General features: G+C 65.7%; 14 protein-coding genes and 1 pseudogene. 10 read left to right on the top strand and 5 right to left on the bottom strand.

Features of this window, described 5'->3' with window-relative positions; all coding sequences use genetic code 11:
* The first annotated feature begins 368 nt into the window (after positions 1–368).
* Positions 369–1,763, top strand: a complete 1,395-nt coding sequence (locus tag HZI36_RS04340) for a reverse transcriptase family protein (RefSeq protein WP_179401405.1) — start codon at positions 369–371, stop codon at positions 1,761–1,763.
* Positions 1,764–1,989: 226 nt separating this feature from the next.
* Positions 1,990–3,912: a potassium transporter Kup gene (locus tag HZI36_RS04335; protein ID WP_179401404.1), complete on the top strand. Its 1,923-nt coding sequence runs from the start codon at positions 1,990–1,992 to the stop codon at positions 3,910–3,912.
* Between the two features lie 43 nt (positions 3,913–3,955).
* On the opposite strand, the pseudogene HZI36_RS04330 reads toward HZI36_RS04335, so the two are convergent.
* Positions 3,956–4,131: pseudogene (locus tag HZI36_RS04330) on the bottom strand (VOC family protein); the annotation flags it as partial.
* A gap of 17 nt (positions 4,132–4,148) precedes the next feature.
* On the opposite strand from HZI36_RS04330, the gene HZI36_RS04325 reads away from it, so the two are divergent.
* Both HZI36_RS04325 and HZI36_RS26900 read left to right on the top strand, forming a co-directional pair.
* A complete protein-coding gene (locus HZI36_RS04325) occupies positions 4,149–4,883 on the top strand; it encodes a hypothetical protein (RefSeq protein WP_179401295.1) in 735 nt (244 codons plus the stop codon).
* Between the two features lie 126 nt (positions 4,884–5,009).
* Entirely contained in the window at positions 5,010–6,077 is a 1,068-nt protein-coding gene (locus HZI36_RS26900; RefSeq protein ID WP_246326953.1) for a hypothetical protein, read from the top strand.
* Here the strand turns inward: HZI36_RS26900 and HZI36_RS04315 are convergent.
* The 4 genes from HZI36_RS04315 to HZI36_RS04300 form a co-directional block, all read right to left on the bottom strand.
* A complete protein-coding gene (locus tag HZI36_RS04315; protein ID WP_179401403.1) occupies positions 6,074–7,306 on the bottom strand; it encodes an MFS transporter in 1,233 nt (410 codons plus the stop codon). The two genes, HZI36_RS26900 and HZI36_RS04315, sit on opposite strands and share 4 nt — an antisense overlap.
* A gap of 15 nt (positions 7,307–7,321) precedes the next feature.
* Positions 7,322–7,774 carry a MarR family winged helix-turn-helix transcriptional regulator gene (locus HZI36_RS04310; RefSeq protein WP_179401402.1) on the bottom strand — a complete coding sequence of 151 codons (453 nt, stop codon included), beginning with the start codon at positions 7,772–7,774 and terminating at the stop codon, positions 7,322–7,324.
* Between the two features lie 108 nt (positions 7,775–7,882).
* The gene (locus HZI36_RS04305; protein ID WP_179401493.1) at positions 7,883–8,542 is read right to left on the bottom strand and encodes an FMN-dependent NADH-azoreductase; all 660 of its coding nucleotides are present in this window, start codon (positions 8,540–8,542) and stop codon (positions 7,883–7,885) included.
* 176 nt (positions 8,543–8,718) lie between these two features.
* A complete protein-coding gene (locus HZI36_RS04300) occupies positions 8,719–9,024 on the bottom strand; it encodes a panthothenate synthetase (protein ID WP_179401401.1) in 306 nt (101 codons plus the stop codon).
* 215 nt (positions 9,025–9,239) lie between these two features.
* Here HZI36_RS04300 and HZI36_RS04295 point away from each other — a divergent pair, with 215 nt between their 5' ends.
* The 6 genes from HZI36_RS04295 (at position 9,240) to HZI36_RS04270 (ending at position 17,024) form a co-directional block, all read left to right on the top strand.
* On the top strand, positions 9,240–10,121 hold the full coding sequence (locus HZI36_RS04295; RefSeq protein WP_179401400.1) for a FecR family protein: 882 nt from the start codon (positions 9,240–9,242) through the stop codon (positions 10,119–10,121).
* Positions 10,122–10,220: 99 nt separating this feature from the next.
* Positions 10,221–11,099, top strand: a complete 879-nt coding sequence (locus HZI36_RS04290) for a c-type heme family protein (RefSeq protein ID WP_179401399.1) — start codon at positions 10,221–10,223, stop codon at positions 11,097–11,099.
* Positions 11,100–11,159: 60 nt separating this feature from the next.
* Positions 11,160–12,605, top strand: coding sequence for a serine/threonine-protein kinase (locus HZI36_RS04285; RefSeq protein WP_179401398.1), 1,446 nt, complete (start codon positions 11,160–11,162; stop codon positions 12,603–12,605).
* 252 nt (positions 12,606–12,857) lie between these two features.
* Positions 12,858–14,162, top strand: a complete 1,305-nt coding sequence (shiA, locus tag HZI36_RS04280) for a shikimate transporter (protein WP_179401397.1) — start codon at positions 12,858–12,860, stop codon at positions 14,160–14,162.
* 87 nt (positions 14,163–14,249) lie between these two features.
* Positions 14,250–15,080: a 3-oxoadipate:acetyl-CoA acetyltransferase gene (locus HZI36_RS04275; RefSeq protein ID WP_179401396.1), complete on the top strand. Its 831-nt coding sequence runs from the start codon at positions 14,250–14,252 to the stop codon at positions 15,078–15,080.
* Between the two features lie 30 nt (positions 15,081–15,110).
* On the top strand, positions 15,111–17,024 hold the full coding sequence (locus tag HZI36_RS04270) for a bifunctional sugar phosphate isomerase/epimerase/4-hydroxyphenylpyruvate dioxygenase family protein (RefSeq protein WP_179401395.1): 1,914 nt from the start codon (positions 15,111–15,113) through the stop codon (positions 17,022–17,024).
* The last annotated feature ends 26 nt before the right edge of the window (positions 17,025–17,050 follow it).

The following is a 17,050-nucleotide window of genomic DNA, read 5'->3' as shown; positions in this document are numbered from 1 at the left end:
GCCTCCCGACCGGGTTCAATAGCAAGACTGTCGGATCGTCCGTTTTATTCCCGCCGGCCCGACATTTCGTGTGCGCCCGCGCGGGCGGTCCAGATAGGAAGAGTGAGCGGAAAGGCAACCGATTCCGCGTCTGATGCGGTGCGGCAAGTCGCCGCCGTTGACACCGCCTTCGTGCGACCGTTACAGTCGCGTCGCGGGGCGGTGGGTCAAGCACACCCCGGAACAGGCAACCGATGTTCCCGGACTACGGGGCTACCCCGTGGATGAGATCGACTCCCCGATGCGTCGCAAGAGCCCGGTTGCGCGTTGCGCAAAGCCGCTCTCGCAGCACCGAGCACGTTGGCTCATCGTCCCGCCCATCAGCGCTCATGCATTCATCCCTGTACGACACCACACGCACGATCGCCGATGCGATGCTGGCCGGACCGGCCGAACCAGACGGCGTGGCCGCGCGCATCGCGGCCGTGCTCGGCGATTCGCCGCCGTGGGTGCGCGACGTCGCACTTGACGCGATCGCGCGCTTCGGCGAGCGCTGGGCCGACGTCGAGCCCGACGAGCTATCGCGGCTCGTCGTCGGTGCGCCGGGATTCGTCGAAGCGTGGCGACGCGGTGGCCGGCCGACGATCGTCCGCATCCTGCGGCAACCGGCCGTACAACGGCCGTTGCCGCCACCGCTCGCGGCGCTCGATCTGCCGCCGTTGCCGCCGTTGCCGCAGTTGCCCACTTCCGGCGATCTCGCCGACTGGCTCGACCTGACCGTGCCCGAGCTCGAATGGCTCGCCGATCGCTGGCGCGTCGCGGCGCGTGGCAGCGAGACGCCGCTGCATCACTACACGTACCGTGCATTCGACAAGCGCGATGGCGGATGCCGTCTGATCGAGATTCCGAAGGGCCGCCTGCGCGACGCGCAAAGCCGCGTTCTGCACGGGCTGCTCGATCGCGTTCCGCCGCACGATGCCGCGCACGGCTTTCGCCGCGGGCGCGGCATCGTGTCGTTCGCCGCGCCGCACGCGGATCGCGACGTCGTGATCCGTTTCGATCTGGCGGACTTCTTCGTGTCGGTTCGCGCGGCGAGAATCCATGCGCTGTTCGGCACGCTCGGCTATCCGGCCGAAGTCGCGCGGACGCTGACCGCGCTCTGCACGAATCGCGTGCCGTCGGCGCGTCTGCTCGCGCCGGATCTGCGCGACAGGTTCGACTGGTCCGGCCGCCAGCGTTACCGCAATCGGCATCTGCCTCAGGGCGCGCCGACCTCGCCCGCGCTCGCGAACCTGTGTGCGTTCCGGCTCGACACGCGGCTCGCCGCGCTGGCGCGTTCGCTCGACGCGACCTACACGCGCTATGCAGACGATCTCGCCTTCTCCGGCGGCGCCGGGCTGGCGCGCGCGATCGAACGGCTGCAGGTCAGGGTCGCCGCGATCGCGCTCGAAGAAGGCTTCGCGCTGCACATGCGCAAGACGCGCGTGATGCGGCGCAGCGTACGGCAGCGGCTGGCGGGCGTCGTCGTCAACCGGCACCCGAATCTCGCGCGCGACGCGTTCGACACGTTGAAGGCGATGCTGACGAACAGCGTCCGGCATGGGCCGGCGTCGCAGAACCGCGATGCGCATCCGGATTTTCGCGGCTATCTGGCCGGACGCGTCGCGCACGCGACGATGCTGAACGCGACGCGCGGAATCAAGCTGCGGGCGATCTTCGACCGGATCGCGTGGGATGCGGGCGACGTCGACACGATCCCCGACGGCAATGGATCGCAACCCTGACCGATTCGCACCCGCCCGGACCCTGCCGAAATGTTCGGATTGCGTGGGGACTGATCTGGAACGCTTTGAAATGCGAACTTTCTTCGGTACGCTGTCGCCGACGGACCGCCGTTGATCGACCCATTACAGGAGACCCAGCGTGACGAGACGCGCCGCCCCGCACTGCAGGGGCCGGTACGCCAGCTCGCTGGCTTAACAAGGCCCCACCACTGAGAAGGAGCCGTTCATGGAATCGTCTTCAGGCTCGCAAGCCGACGCCCAGACCGGCCACGCCGCGCAAACCGGCCCCGGGGCGATGGCGAAGCTGGCATTGGCCGCGATCGGCATCGTGTTCGGCGACATCGGCACCAGCCCGCTGTACACGATGAGCACGGTGTTCGACGTGAATCACGGGCTGCCGCTCACCCGCGCCAACGTGCTGGGGGTCGTGTCGCTGATCATCTGGTCGCTGATCGTCGTGGTGTCGCTGAAGTACGTGACGCTGATCATGCGCGCGCATAACCACGGCGAGGGCGGGATCATGGCGCTGCTCGCGCTGGCGTCCAGTTCGGTGATGGACCGGCCGCGCCTGCGCACCGGGCTGCTGCTCGCCGGCGTGTTCGGCGCGGCGCTGTTCTACGGCGACGGCGTGATCACGCCGGCCATCTCGGTGCTCAGCGCGGTGGAAGGGCTGGAAGTGGCGGAACCGCGGCTGAAGCCCTTCGTCGTGTCGATCGCGCTGGTCGTGCTGATCGCGCTGTTTCTGGTGCAGCGGCGCGGCACGGCCGGCATCGGCGCGGTATTCGGGCCGGTGATGGTGCTGTGGTTCGGCGTGGTCGCGGTGTCGGGGCTGCTGAACATCGGGCGCGCGCCGGACATCCTGGATGCGTTCAATCCGTTCGTGGGCCTCGCCTTCCTGATGCGCAACGGCTGGATCGCGTTCGTCTCGCTCGGCTCGGTGGTGCTGGCGCTGACCGGCGCCGAGGCGCTGTATGCGGACATGGGGCACTTCGGCGCGCCGCCGATCCGGCTGTCGTGGTTCGTCATGGTGCTGCCCGCGCTCGCGATCAACTACCTGGGGCAGGGCGCGCTGCTGCTGTCGGACGCGAAGACCGTCGACAACCCGTTCTTTCATCTGTTCCCGTCGGTCACGCTGTTTCCGATGGTGATACTCGCGACGGTGGCGACCGTGATCGCGTCGCAAGCGGTGATCAGCGGCGCGTTCTCGATGACCAAGCAGGCGATGCAGCTGGGCTTCATGCCGCGCATGGGCATCGTCTACACGTCCGAGCGCGAGGCCGGCCAGATCTACGTGCCCGCGATCAACTGGCTGCTGCTGATCGCGGTGGTGTGCGCGGTGCTGGGCTTCGGCTCGTCGACCGCGCTGGGTTCGGCCTACGGCATCGCGGTGACCGGCACGATGATGATCACCACGTTCCTCACGTTCTACGTGGTGCGCTACGCGTGGCACTACAACTGGCTGCTGTGCGTGCTGGCCACCGGTTTCTTCTTCGTGATCGACTTCGTGTTCTTTTCGGCGAATCTGCTGAAGTTCGTCGATGGCGGGTGGTTCCCGCTGCTGCTGGGCGCGATCATGTTCACCGTGATGTCGACCTGGCACCGCGGCCGCGAATTGATGGTGGACGAGGCGCGGGCCCATGCCGGCACGCTGCCGCTGGCCCAGTACCTGGATGGCCTGCTGGCGAGGGAAACGGTCCGCGTGCCCGGCACCGCCGTGTTCCTGAACATCGATCCCGATGCGGTGCCGCACGCGCTGGTGAACAACCTGATGCACAACCATGTGCTGCACGAACGCGTGCTGTTCGTGCACGTGACCAATCGGGACGTGCCGTATGTGTCGCGCGATCAGCGCGTGACGATCACGCCGATGAGCCACAACTGCTACGGGATCGTCGTGACTTACGGCTTCAAGGACGAACCCAGCCTGCCGCAAGCGCTGCGCGACTGCGAGCCGAAGGGCCTGGTGGTCGATCCGGCGCAGGTGTCCTATTTCCTCAGTCATGCGACCGTGGTGGCCGGCGGCAAGGGCATGCCGGTGTGGCGCGAACGGGTGTTCAGCGTGATGTCGCACAACATCGGCAATCCGGCGGCCTTTTACAAGCTGACCGCGAACCGGGTGATCGAAGTGGGTTCGCGCGTCGAAATATGACGGGGCGGCCGTCCACGGAGGCGGCCGGCGGCGAAGTCGATCGTCAGTCGTCGGGAATCAGATCGGGATTGAAGGTGATCTCCCAACGATGGCCGTCAGGATCCTGAAAATAGCCGGAGTAGCCGCCCCAGAAGGTTTTTCCGGCAGGCTTCACGCACCGAGCGCCTGCCTCGCCTGTTGCGTCACGTCGTCGATTGCTTGCGCGTTGGCGACGTTGTGGCATCCAACATGAATGCGTGAGTGTCGGCAATCGGCGACGCAAAAGCCCACTTGCGAAAGTGTACTCGGCGACGAATTCAATTGCCGATTCGCTGACTACCACTTCGGATGATATTGCCGCCGGACGTCTCGTCGCGTCGTTCCATCGGTTATTTATCGGCGCACGGCGCACGGCGCACGGCACGCTCGGTCGACTTGAATCTCCGGTTCAATCGTTGTTGTATGCTTTGGCCTCCGAGGCGTTGAGAAAACGAGAAAAAATGACGATTGCAATAAAAGGCGGGAAATGGAAGATCGCAGTGGCGATAGCCGTGCTGCTCAGTATTGGGCTGCTCTTGAAGCTCAAGATTCACTTCGGATACTTCGCGGACGACAAAGCAGCCTCTGACTCGGCTGAAGCAGTTGTCATTCAACGATTCAACAGCGGGAAGTTCGACGCCATCTACGACAGTTTCGCTGACGTTGCAAAGAAGGCCGTTGCACGCAAACAGGCCGTCGATGCAATGAGCGAGACCTTTGATCGTTACGGGTCGATCACCGAGGACATCGTCGGTGCGACGACATGCTTTCCGCAACAAGTGCGAATGGTCCGGTGGCTGAAATCATCGAAGGGCGACGATCTGACTGCGATGATGATTTGGTCGGTGCCGGATGGGGAACATGCTGCACTCGTGATGATGCAGATCGTCCCTGGACATAGCCCGGTCAATCCGGAAACGGTGCGTGCGCACTCCTGTTCGGGCCGAACATAAACGACACCTCTTACTTGACATCGGCATCGGCGTCGGCGTCGGCGTCGGCGAGGGCGCTCCAGTAGTATCCGCATTCCAAACGGCGTGAGAGACGCTCATCAACGAAATCATAATGGAGTGAGATGCATGAAGTGGGTTTTGAAGACGCTCGGGGTGCTCCTGGGCTTTTCTATCATCGGCATCGCCGATGTTCACGCGGCATCGAGCGAGCTTGCATTTCCGCACTACACGCAAGCAGAGGGAAAGCTGGATGCCGATGGGTTTCCGCTATCCGGCGTGAAGCTCTGTCCGCTGCCCAACGGTGCGTCATGCTTCGAGATGCCACCCGCCCATATACCGGGCTCCCAAAGTAGCCTCTATCAGTTTGGACTCAAACCACGATCTGAACGATTGCCGCTTTCGTCGGGCGGGGCGTGGGTTTTCTTCTCGGGGATGTTCTCCGCCGGCGGCAGCGGGATGCTGGAGCGAGTGGCGGTCTTGCGTTATGGCGCGGGCGGGAAGATCGAGAATCTGATGCCTGAAATGACCGAGACGGAGATGGCGGATCGCGCGATGTGGAATGTGCCGGAAGTATCGCCGTATCCGCTATTTGTCCGGGCGGATTTTATTTGGGGCAAGGGAGAAGATCACTTCGGACAACATTTCTTCGAAGTCGACGCATGGGCGTTTGATCCTGCAACGAATCAATATGGAAAGAGGTTCTCCTATCGGACAGCCAAACGTTACGACAGGGGCGAAAACTCGGATCACGTGCTGATCGCGGAGCGTGGAGAAATACTGCGACGCCTTAAAGCCGATCGTCAGCTGTCCTCGAGCGCAGGTGATGAAGAGGGGTCGCGATCCTTCCAAATCACCGGCTTGCAGCAGAAGGACGGCGATATTGACGGCTGCATCGTGGAGTTGTCCCGTATCCAGGGCAGTTCAGATCTGCCCATCTTCCGGGAGGATGGCGTGCAAAGCGGTGCAACGGGGTTCATTCGCATCGACGGCAAGCTAATCGTCCTGCATCTCGTCGGCGCTTCAGGCGCGGCACGGACGTTTGCCGACACCCAGAAAACAACCTGGGTCGTTGAAACGCTCAAAGCGGGGAAAGCACATCAGGAATTGGACCAGCAGGACGAGAGCGGCACGATCAAAGTCACACACGGCGGATTAACGCAGGTCATCCAGGTAGAAGGTTCCGCCATCTGCTAATGAGCTTGACGCCCGGGCGCGTCCTGCCCGGGCGATCGGTGGACCTCTTTCGCGAGCGCGTAAGTCGCGACCGCCGCCGCGGCGAAGCCGGAAGCCGCGCCGACGCCGAGTGCCCAGCGCGGGCCAAGGTGGTTCGCGACCCAGCCCGCGATCGGCGCGCCGAGCGGCGTGCCGCCGAACGCGATCGCCATCCGCAGCGCCATCACGCGTCCCCGCATCGCCGGCTCGGTCGATAGCTGCATCAGGCTGTTGGTCCCGTTCGTGAACGTCAGCGCGGCGACGCCGGTCACGACGAGCGCGGCACCGAACAGCCAGTAGTTCGGCGAGATCGCGCCCAGCGTGCAGCCGACTCCGAACATCGCCGCGCCGATCCACAGGTGTCCGAACCGCGGCCGCGCGCGGCCGGCCGCGAGCAGCGCGCCGGATACCGTGCCGACCGCCATGCACGACGACAGAATCCCGTAGCCGCGCGCATCGGTATGGAACACGCCGGCCGCCATCGTCGAAATGTAGAGCGGGAAGTTCAGCCCGAACGTGCCGATCAGGAACAGCATCACCAGGATCGCCTTCAGGTCCGGGCGATTCCAGACATAGCGAAAACCGTCGAGCAGGCTGCCGCGCGCGCGATGCGCCCGCGCGTTCGGACGCAGATCGGCGACCCGCAGCATCGACAACGATACCAGCACCGCGACGAAGCTGATGCCGTTGATCAGGAACGCCCAGCCGGTGCCGACCGACGCGATGATCAGGCCGGCCGATGCGGGGCCGATCATTCGCGCGGCGTTGAACGACGTCGAGTTGAGCGCGACCGCGTTCGGCAATTCCGCATCGCCGACCAGCTCGGCGACGAAGATCTGGCGCACCGGCGCGTCGAACGCCGCTGCGCAGCCGAACAGGAACGCGAACACATACACATGCCAGAGCCGCACGATGCCGGTAACCGTCAGCGCGCCGAGCGCCAGCGCGAGCGCACCCATCAGCGCCTGCGTGGCGATCAGCATCCGGCGCTGGTTGAAGCGGTCGGCCGCGTAGCCGGTCCACGGCAGCATCAGCAACTGCGGCCCGAACTGGAGCGCCATCACCGTGCCGACGGCCGACGCGTCGTGGTGCGTGAGCTGCGTGAGGACGAGCCAGTCCTGCGCGGTGCGCTGGATCCACGTGCCGACGTTGGAGATCAGCGCGCCGACCGCCCAGACGCGGTAGTTGAAGCTTCTCAGCGAACGGAACATGCTCGTCGACGGGGCCTAGAAATCCGCGAGCCGCTGCAGCAGATTCACGGCGGATGCGAGTTCGGCTTGTTCCCGCGACGAGAGTTGCACCTGCAGCGCGCGGAACAGCCAGTCGTCCTTCGCGGCCCGGTTGGCCTGGAGCGCTTTCCGGAAGCCGGGTGTCAGTGCGATCAGGGTTTGCCGTCCGTCGGTCGGATCGGGTTTGCCGCTGATGGCGCCCAGCGCTTCCAGTGCGGCGACCGTGACGCGCATCGACTGCGGACGCACGCTTTCGGCGCGGGCGAGCGAGGAGACGGTGGCGGGGCCGTCACGGTCGAGACGCAGGAGGACCGACTTCTGCGACGACGTCAGGTCGTTCGGACGCGCCTGTTCGCGCAGGCGCCGCATCAGCTTGCTCAGCGAAATGCGCAGCTCGCCGGCCAGTGCGACGAGTTGCGCGGTGTCGAGCGGGGAGGAGGGGGGCGTCATGGGCTGACGATAGCATATACGCAGTAAAACTGTACAGTTTTACTGTATATGACTCACCGTCGTGGCGTTATTGCATGGCGGCGCCCGCTGCGGAGCGCCGAAGCGGACTTACGCGGCGACGGCGATCGCCTCGCGCGCGCCCGCAAGCGCGGTGCTCACCGCATCCGGGCCCATGTTCAGGCCTTCGGCGTAGATGAAGCTCACGTCGGTCATGCCGAGGAAGCCGAGGAACGACTTCAGGTACGGCGTCTGAGTGTCATACGGGGTGCCTTGATACAGGCCGCCGCGCGCCGAGACCACGAACACCTTCTTGCCCTTCACGAGGCCTTCCGGGCCGTTCTCGGTGTACTGGAAGGTAATGCCCGCACGCGCGATCCAGTCGAAGTAGGTCTTGAGTTGCGACGAGACACCGAAGTTGTACATCGGCGCGCCGATCACGATGACGTCCGCGGCTTGCAGTTCCGCGATCAGGGCTTCGCTGCGCGCCGCGATGGCCTGCTGTTCCGGCGTGCGCTGCTCGGCCGGCGTGAAGAACGCGCCGAGCACGGCGTCGTCGAGGTGCGGCAGCGGCTCGGCCTGGAGGTTGCGCGTGACAACCTTCGCATTGGACTTCGATTGCCGCAGCTTGTCAGTCAATTCGTTGATGAGCAGCGTCGACTGCGCGCCTTGCGAGCGGGCCGCGGAATTGATCTGCAGGATCGTGGTGACGGGGGTGGGTTCGGGTCTCGGGCGCACAATGTCGCGCAAGAGTTGCAGGATATTGGTCATGGCGGCTTCGGGTCTCAGGCGCGCAATCTTGCGCAGGTGGAAAGCATTGTGTTTTTTTGCCGCGCTTCGAGCAAGCCATCCGCCGACAACGAATCGTTGCTGCAATAGAACAATGGACGGTGCTAAAAGGGGGGGCATCGCGCCGCTTTCATCCGGGCGTTGGCTTGCCCCGGGTCTTACGCCCACTTCCTGCCCAGTTCGTCCAGGCCGGCCTTTTGCAGATCCTCCGGGCTCATCACCAGGCGGAACTTGCAGTTGGCCTGGAAGTTGAGATAAAACGGCTCGGCAAAAGCCGGAATCTCCGATGAATCTTGTATATCGACCAGGAAGATCCCGCCGCGCATGCCATCGTGCTCGGTAAAGTACACCGCCTCCGGCTTGATCGTTTCCAGGATACGTCCAATAATCGCGCCCGCTTTCCCATCTCTGACAAGCGAGTTGAAGGGTTCATGAGGGATTTCGACCGTCAGTAGCATCTTCATTGTTCAAGTCTCCTTTCGGCTTGGCATGCATTCAACGGACCCACCGGTCCGTTATCAAGAATAGGTGAGCGTGGGCCAACGTCCATGATGATTTGCGGGCATCCATCAGGCATGGCGATTTCGGACAGTGATAACCTTCCGCGATGGCAGACGTCGCGCAGGCGGGGAGCTGCATCGCGCGGCGGACACTGCCTTCACCAGACTGACGATCCCACATGGCCTTCGACTCAACCCTCCGCCGCTTCTGTGCACGCTGCACCGTGGCGTGCCTCGCGCTGGTCACACCGCTCGCCCATGCGGAACTCGTGCTCGCGTTCGCCGATGGCCCGGTGACGGTGATTCGCGGTGCGTCGCTGTATCGCGCGGGCGAGGGCACACGGCTGCGCGACGACGACATCATCGAAACCGACGACGGCAAGTCCGCCCAACTGGAGGACGGCGCGGGGACGCTGATCGCGCTCGGACCGCAAACGCGAGTGCTGCTCGCCACTTCCATGGCGACCCGCGACACCGCCGCGACGCCCGTACGAATCGCGATGCTGAGCGGCTGGCTGAAGATCGGTCGCGTGGCCGGCGCTGCGGCGCCGCTGCCATCGCTGTCGATCGACATGCCGGGCGTCAGCATCAAGCCGATGAACGGCGCGCCCTGGTCGATCGTTGTGACGGCCGTCACACAAAGCGTCGCGATATTCGCGGAAGCTGGCGATGATGCGTTGACTCTCCCGATTCACGACGCGGGCCACGCGAGCGCACTGACGCTGCGTGCCGGCCAGTACGCGGAGCGCGCGCCCGATGGTCCGCTGCATGTGCTGCCGCGCCCATCGACGGAATTCGTCGCTCGGATGCCGGTGGGCTTTCGCGATTCGCTCGTCGCCGTATCCGGCCGCGTCGCGAGCCGCCATGAATTGCCCGCGGCACTGCGCGCCGTCGATTACGCCGACGTGGCCGACTGGCTGACGAGCAGCGTGAGCGTGCGCGGCACGTTCGTCAGGCGGTTCACGCCGCGCCTGAAGGCGCCGGAGTTTCGCTCGGAGGTCGATGCCCATCTGCACGCGCTGCCCGAATGGCGTCCGGTCCTGCACCCGCCACCGCGATAACAGCGCACCGCGCACCGCGCGCTCTCGCTATCACTGCTCATTGACGCGCGCGCGATTGCAACGGAGCATGTGGACACCGCGTCGACGATCGGAGCCTTCATGAACGTGTCACTCACCCTGAAGTTCAATCTGGCGTTCGTCGCCGTCTTCGCGGTGGGTTTCGTCGCCACCGGCATCGTCGCCGACCGGGTATTGCAGCAGAACGCCGTCCAGGCAACGGTGCACGACGCCGACCTGATGATCGAAACCGCGACGGCGGTGCACAACTACACGTCGGAACAGGTGACGCCGCTGCTCGCCACGCAGATCAAGTACACGTTCATCCCGCAGTCGATCCCCGCGTATTCGGCGGTCGAAAGCCTGCTCGCGATCCAGAAGTCGATCCCGGGCTTTTCGTACAAGCACGCGATGCTCAATCCGACCAATCCGCGCGACCGCGCGACGGACTGGGAAAGCGACGTGATCCGGCGTCTGCACGACCACCCGGACCTGCCCGAGGTGATCGGCGAGCGCGACACGCCGTCGGGGCTCAGCCTCTACATCGCGCGGCCGACGCGCGTCGATTCGGGCAAGTGCATGGAGTGCCACAGCACACCGGCCGCCGCGCCGCGAACCCTGCTCGACAAGTACGGCCCCGCGAACGGCTTCAACTGGCCAATGCACGAAACGATCGGCGCGCAGATCGTGTCCGTGCCGATGTCGCTGCCGCTCGAGCAGGCGCGCAGCGTATGGCGCACGTTCATGGCGTCGTTCGCCGCGGTGTTCGTGTGCGTGATGATCGCGCTGAATCTGATGGTGCATTTTCTCGTCACGCGGCGGCTCAAGACGCTCTCGCGCGCGGCCGACGAAGCGAGCCTCGGCAAGCTCGAAGACGCGCAATTTCCGGTGCGCGGCGGCGACGAGATCGCGTCGCTCGCGGTATCGTTCAACCGGATGAAAACGAGCCTCGTGGAAGCGTTGAGGATGCTGGACGCGTGAGCGCGCATCGCCATATCGGACGCCGGAACGAGGTGAACCGGGCCGCGAAAGGACATCGACATGACGAACGAAGCGACGCGATCGCAGATCGGCAAATACCGGATCGATCGCGTACTGGGCACCGGGGCCATGGGTGTCGTCTATCTCGCTTTCGATCCGCACATCGAAAGGCCCGTCGCCATCAAGACGGTACGCCGGGAGCTGCTCGCGAACGAAGGCGACGCCGATAGCGACGTGCTCCAGCGCTTTCGCAACGAGGCGCGCGCGGCGGGACGGCTCGCGCATCCGAACATCGTGACGATCCACGACTTCGGCGAGGACGGCGACACCGCTTACATCGTGATGGAGTACGTCGCCGGAAACGGGCTCGACGCGCTGCTTCCGCCCGGCCACGTGCCGCCGCTCGCCACCGCGCTCGACTGGCTCGCGCAATTGCTCGCCGCGCTCGCGTATGCGCACGAGGCCGGTGTCGTGCATCGCGACATCAAGCCGGCGAACCTGCTCGTCACCGCGCGCGGGCTGCTCAAGGTCGCGGATTTCGGCGTCGCGCGCATCGGCGCGTCGGCGACGTCGTTCGGCTCGATCATCGGCACGCCGAGCTTCATGTCGCCCGAGCAGTTCGCGGGCGAATCGGTGGATGCGCGTTCGGATCTGTTCTCGGCCGGTGTCGTGCTGTACCGGATGCTCACCGGCCGGCAGCCGTTCGTCGGTTCGGCCGCCGTCGTCATGCGGCAGATCATGAACGAGATGCCGGCCCGGCCGTCCGGGATCGTGCGCTCGCTCCCGCCGGCCATCGACGCGATGGTCGAGAAGGCGCTGGCCAAGCGGCCCGGCGACCGCTTCGCGTCGGCGGCGCAATGGCTCGCGGACTTACGTGCGCTGATGGCGGGCGCATCGCAGGTCGACGACGACCGGACCATCGTGGCGGCGAGTGGCGCGGCGTTCGCGGAGCCGGCGGGGATTGGCACGACGACCGATACGCATGCGGCGCCGGCGGGTCAAATCTGGCCACCCGAACTGCTCGAGCGCATCGAACGGCAACTCGCCACGCACATCGGTCCGCTCGCGAGCCTGCTGGTACGGCGGGCGGCCGCGCAGGCGGTCGACCTGGGCACGCTCACCGAGCAACTGCTGTCGAGCCTGACGAACCAATCGACGCGCAGCGAGTTCGAGCGGATCCTGGCGCGGCTCACGTCCGGCACATCGGGGGCTTCGATGGCGACGTCGTCCTCATCGTCTTCGCTGTCCTTTCCTGCTGGCGAATCGGTCGCGACGCAGCGCACCGCGCGCGAATCGGCCGCCGGCATGACGACCGCGGGCGAAATCGACCAGGCGAGCATCGACGCAACGGCGATGAAACTGGCGGTCTACCTGGGCCCGATCGCGAAGGTGATCGCCAGGCGCGAAGCCCGGCGCGCCGCGAACCTCGACGAGTTCTATCGTCTGGTCGAGGCCTGCATCGCCGACGCCACGCAGCGCCAGCGCTTCCGGCGCGATCTGGGATGACGAACAACGACCGGCCCCGCTTCACGACGGCTTCCTGACCCCTGTCCCCCATTCCTCCCCCCGTCCTAGTGCAAACCCGCAATGCGTGCGCTGATCGCACGAAGCTGAGCGGCAATCGCACGATGCCGCGCGAAGCATGATTGTTCCCACACAATCCACGCCCTATGCTCCGTTCACCAGCCAGAACGTTGAATCTGGACCGAGAACTGCACGGCCGCCACCCTGGCCGCGCAACAGGAGACATCCGACACCATGACCCAAGCCCTAGACAACCTCGACGCGCTCCCGACGGGCCGCGTGCGCAACCAGGCCCGCAAGGCCGCGATCGGCAGCTTCGTCGGCGCGGTCGTCGACTGGTACGACTTCCTGCTGTACGGGATCGTCGCCGCGCTCGTGTTCAACGCCGCGTTCTTCCCGAAGGTCAGCCCGACGATGGGCACGCTCGCCGCGTTCGCGACGTTCGGCGTCGGCTTCCTGTTCCGTCCGCTCGGCGGCGTCGTGTTCGGCCACTACGGCGACCGCCTCGGCCGCAAGCGGATGCTCGTGCTGACCGTGATGATGATGGGGCTGTCGACGGTCGCGATCGGCTTTCTGCCGACCTTCGCGACGATCGGCTGGTGGGCGCCGGTGCTGCTCGTGCTGATGCGCGCGCTGCAGGGTTTCGCGGTCGGCGGCGAATGGGGCGGCGCGGCGCTGATGGCGGTCGAAAGCGCGCCGAAGGCGAAGAAGGCGTTCTATAGCAGCGGCGTGCAGGTCGGCTATGGCGTCGGGCTCGTGCTGTCGACCGGCATCGTGTCGATCCTGAGCCACACGCTCGGCGACGCGGCGTTCAAGTCGTGGGGCTGGCGTCTGCCGTTCGTGTTCAGCATCGTGCTCGTCGCGATCGGCCTGTGGGTGCGCAAGAGCATGGACGAGTCGACGGAGTTCGTCGAGCGGGTCGAGCATGCGCACAAGAAGGTGCGGCTGCCGGTGCTCGAAGCGTTGCTTCGCCATCCGAAGGCGTTCCTGCTGATCATCGCGCTGCGCCTCGCCGAGCTGTTCACGATGTACATCGTCACCGCGTTCGCGCTCAGCTACTCGACGACCAACCTCGGGATGTCGCGCGATCTGTTTCTGAACATCGGGCTGCTCGTCGGCGCGGTCAGCATCGTGACGATTCCGTGTTTCGCGGCGCTCGCCGATCGTTTCGGACGCCGTCGCATCTACATCACCGGCGCGATCATCGGCCTGCTGAGCGCGGTGCCGTTCTTCGTCGCGCTCGACGCGCGGTCGATCGGATGGATCGTGGTTTTCTCGGTGCTGCTCGCGAACGTCGCGCACGACATGGTCGTCAGCGTGCAGCAGCCGATGTTCACCGAGCTGTTCGGCGCCGAATACCGCTACAGCGGCGCGGGCGTCGGCTATCAGGTCGCGAGCGTGGTCGGCGGCGGGTTCACGCCGTTCATCGCGGTCGGCCTCGTCGGCCTCGCCGGCGGCTCGTGGCATCCGGTCGCCGCGTATCTCGCGGTCGGCTGCCTGCTGTCGGTCATCGTCGCCGCGACGATGAAGACGCGATGAGAAGCCGGCTCCCCGCCCGGACAGCGTATTGAACAGCGCGCGACGCAAGTCGCGTCCCGTCTTCCTTTCAGTCATCAGGTCATCGCCATGAACGCACCCTGCATCATCACCGTCGCCATCACCGGTTCCGTGCCGCGCAAGAAGGACAACCCGGCCGTGCCGATCTCGATCGCCGAGCAGATCGAAAGCACGCATGAAGCGTACGACGCCGGCGCGACGCTCGTGCATCTGCACGTGCGCGACGAACAGGAAAACTCGAGCTCGGACCGCGCGCGTTTCGCCGATCTTCAGGACGGCATCCGCAAGCACTGCTCGGGCATGATCATCCAGTTCTCGACCGGCGGCCGCGGCCGTTCGTTCGAGCAGCGCGGCGCGATGCTCGATCTGTGCCCGGACATGGCGTCGCTCGCGACGGGCTCGGTCAACTTCCCGACGACCGTCTACGAGAACCCGCCCGATTTCGTCCGTTCGCTCGCATCGATGATGCTTCAGCACGACGTGAAGCCGGAGATCGAGATTTTCGATCTGGCGATGCTGTACAGCACGGTCGATCTCGTGCAGCAGGGGCTGCTGAAGTCGCCGGTGCACGTGCAGTTCGTGTTCGGCGTGAAGAACGCGCTGCCCGCGCGCCGCGAGATCCTCGAGTTCCAGGTCGCGCAGCTGAACGCGCTGCTGCCGGACGCGACGTGGACCGCCGCAGGGATCGGGCGCCATCAGCTCGAGGTCAATCACTGGACGCTGCAGATGGGCGGCCATTGCCGCACCGGCCTCGAGGACAACGTACGCTGGGACAAGGACACGCTCGCGGCCAGCAACGCGCAGCTCGTGTCGCGCGTGGCAGGGCTGTGCGCCGAGTACGAGCGCCCGGTCGCGACGCCCGCGCAGGCGCGCGCGCTGCTCGGCCTCAAGGCCGCGTAACCGCAACCCGCTCACACAGGACGACATCCGATGCTCCGCTCAACCGCCACCGTGTCGATCAGCGGCACGCTCGAAGACAAGCTCGCGGCGATCGCCGCCGCGGGTTTCGACGGCGTCGAGATCTTCGAGAACGATTTGCTGTACTTCGACGGCTCGCCGGCCGACGTGCGCCGCCGTTGCGACGATCTCGGCCTGAAGGTGCTGCTGTTCCAGCCGTTTCGCGATTTCGAGGGGGTGTCCGCCGAGCGGCTCGTGCACAACCTGAAGCGCGCGCAGCGCAAGTTCGAGCTGATGCACGAGCTCGGCACCGATCTCGTGCTCGTGTGCAGCAGCGTGTCGGCGGACACGATCGGCGACGACGCGCTGATCGTCGATCAGCTCGGCCGGCTCGCGGAGCTGGCCGAGCGCGAAGGCGTGCGCGTCGGCTACGAGGCGCTCGCGTGGGGGCGGTACGTGAACTCGTATCGTCACGCGTGGCGGCTCGTCGACGCGGTCGACCATCCGAGCCTCGGGCTGATTCTCGACAGCTTCCACACGCTGTCGATCGGCGACCCGCTTGACGACATCGCGCGGATTCCGGGCGACCGCATCGCGTTCGTGCAGATCGCGGACGCGCCGGTGCTGAAGATGGACGTGCTTGAATGGAGCCGTCACTATCGCTGCTTCCCGGGGCAGGGCGAGCTCGATGTGACCGGTTTCGCCGAGCGCGTGATTGCTTCGGGGTACCGAGGGCCGCTGTCGCTCGAAATTTTCAACGACGGTTTTCGTGCGGCGTCGACGACCGCGACGGCCGCCGACGGCCATCGCTCGCTGCTGTATCTGGAGGAGCAGGTCGCGCATCGCCTGCCCGCGCCGGTGCGCGATGCCGCGCCGCTTTTCTCGCCGCCGGCGCCGCCCGTCGCCAACGGCTTTCAGTTCATCGAGTTCGCGGTCGATTCGACGGCGGTGACCGGGCTGATGGAGCAGTTCGCGCGGATCGGCTTTCGCGCGACCGGACGCCATCGGTCGAAGGACGTGACGCTGTATCAGCAGCGCGACGCGTCGATCGTGTTCAACGCCGATGCCGATTCGTTCGCGAGCGCGTTCTTTCATGCGCACGGTCTTTCGCTGTGCGCGTCCGCGTTCCGGGTCGCCGATGCGGCGCAGGCGTTCGAGCGCGCGACGTCGTTCGGCTATGCGCCGTTCTCGGGGCGCGTCGGCCCGAACGAGCGCGTGGTGCCGGCCGTGCGCGCGCCGGACGGCAGCCTGCATTATTTCGTCGACGAAGCGCCGGGCGAGCCGACGCTGTACGAATCGGATTTCGATCTGTCCGGCGCGCATGACGGCGACGCGGCGGACGAGCCGGGCGCGCTGACCCGGATCGATCACGTGTGCATGAATCTCCCGGCCGACGCGCTCGATGCGTGGATCCTGTATTTCAAGGCCGCGCTGGGTCTCGAGGCGGAGGCGTCGGTGCTGCTGCCCGATCCGTACGGCCTCGTCCGCAGCCGCGCGGTGCGCAGCAAGGACGGAAGCGTGCGCGTCGTGCTGAACGCGTCGGCGGATCGCCATACCGCGGTGGCGCAATCGTTGCGCACGTATCAGGGCAGTGGGCTCAATCACGTTGCGTTCGCAACGGAAGACATCTTCGCGGCCGCCGATCGGCTGCGCGCGCGCGGCGTCAAACTGCTGCGCATTCCCCGGAATTATTACGACGATCTCGCCGCGCGTTACGGCTTTGCCGACGAGCTGCTCGAACGCATGTGCGCCACGAGCGTGCTGTACGACCGCGATGCGAACGGCGGCGAGTTCTTCCAGTTCTACACCGAGCCGCTCGACGAGCGCTTCTTCGTCGAGGTCGCGCAGCGGGTTGGCGGCTACGACGGCTATGGCGCGGTCAATGCGCCGGTGCGGCTCGCCGCGCAAGCGCAGCGCAAGGTGGCGGTGTCGCGCGACGACGAGTGAGTGTCAGGGGAGCTTCATGCGCCCGC

The sequence above is a fragment of the Burkholderia guangdongensis genome (genome assembly GCF_013403875.1).
In the GTDB taxonomy this organism is placed as follows: Bacteria; Pseudomonadota; Gammaproteobacteria; order Burkholderiales; family Burkholderiaceae; genus Burkholderia; species Burkholderia guangdongensis.
The sequence above is the reverse complement of the archived record's forward strand: the minus strand, read 5'-3'. Positions and strand labels throughout refer to the sequence as shown.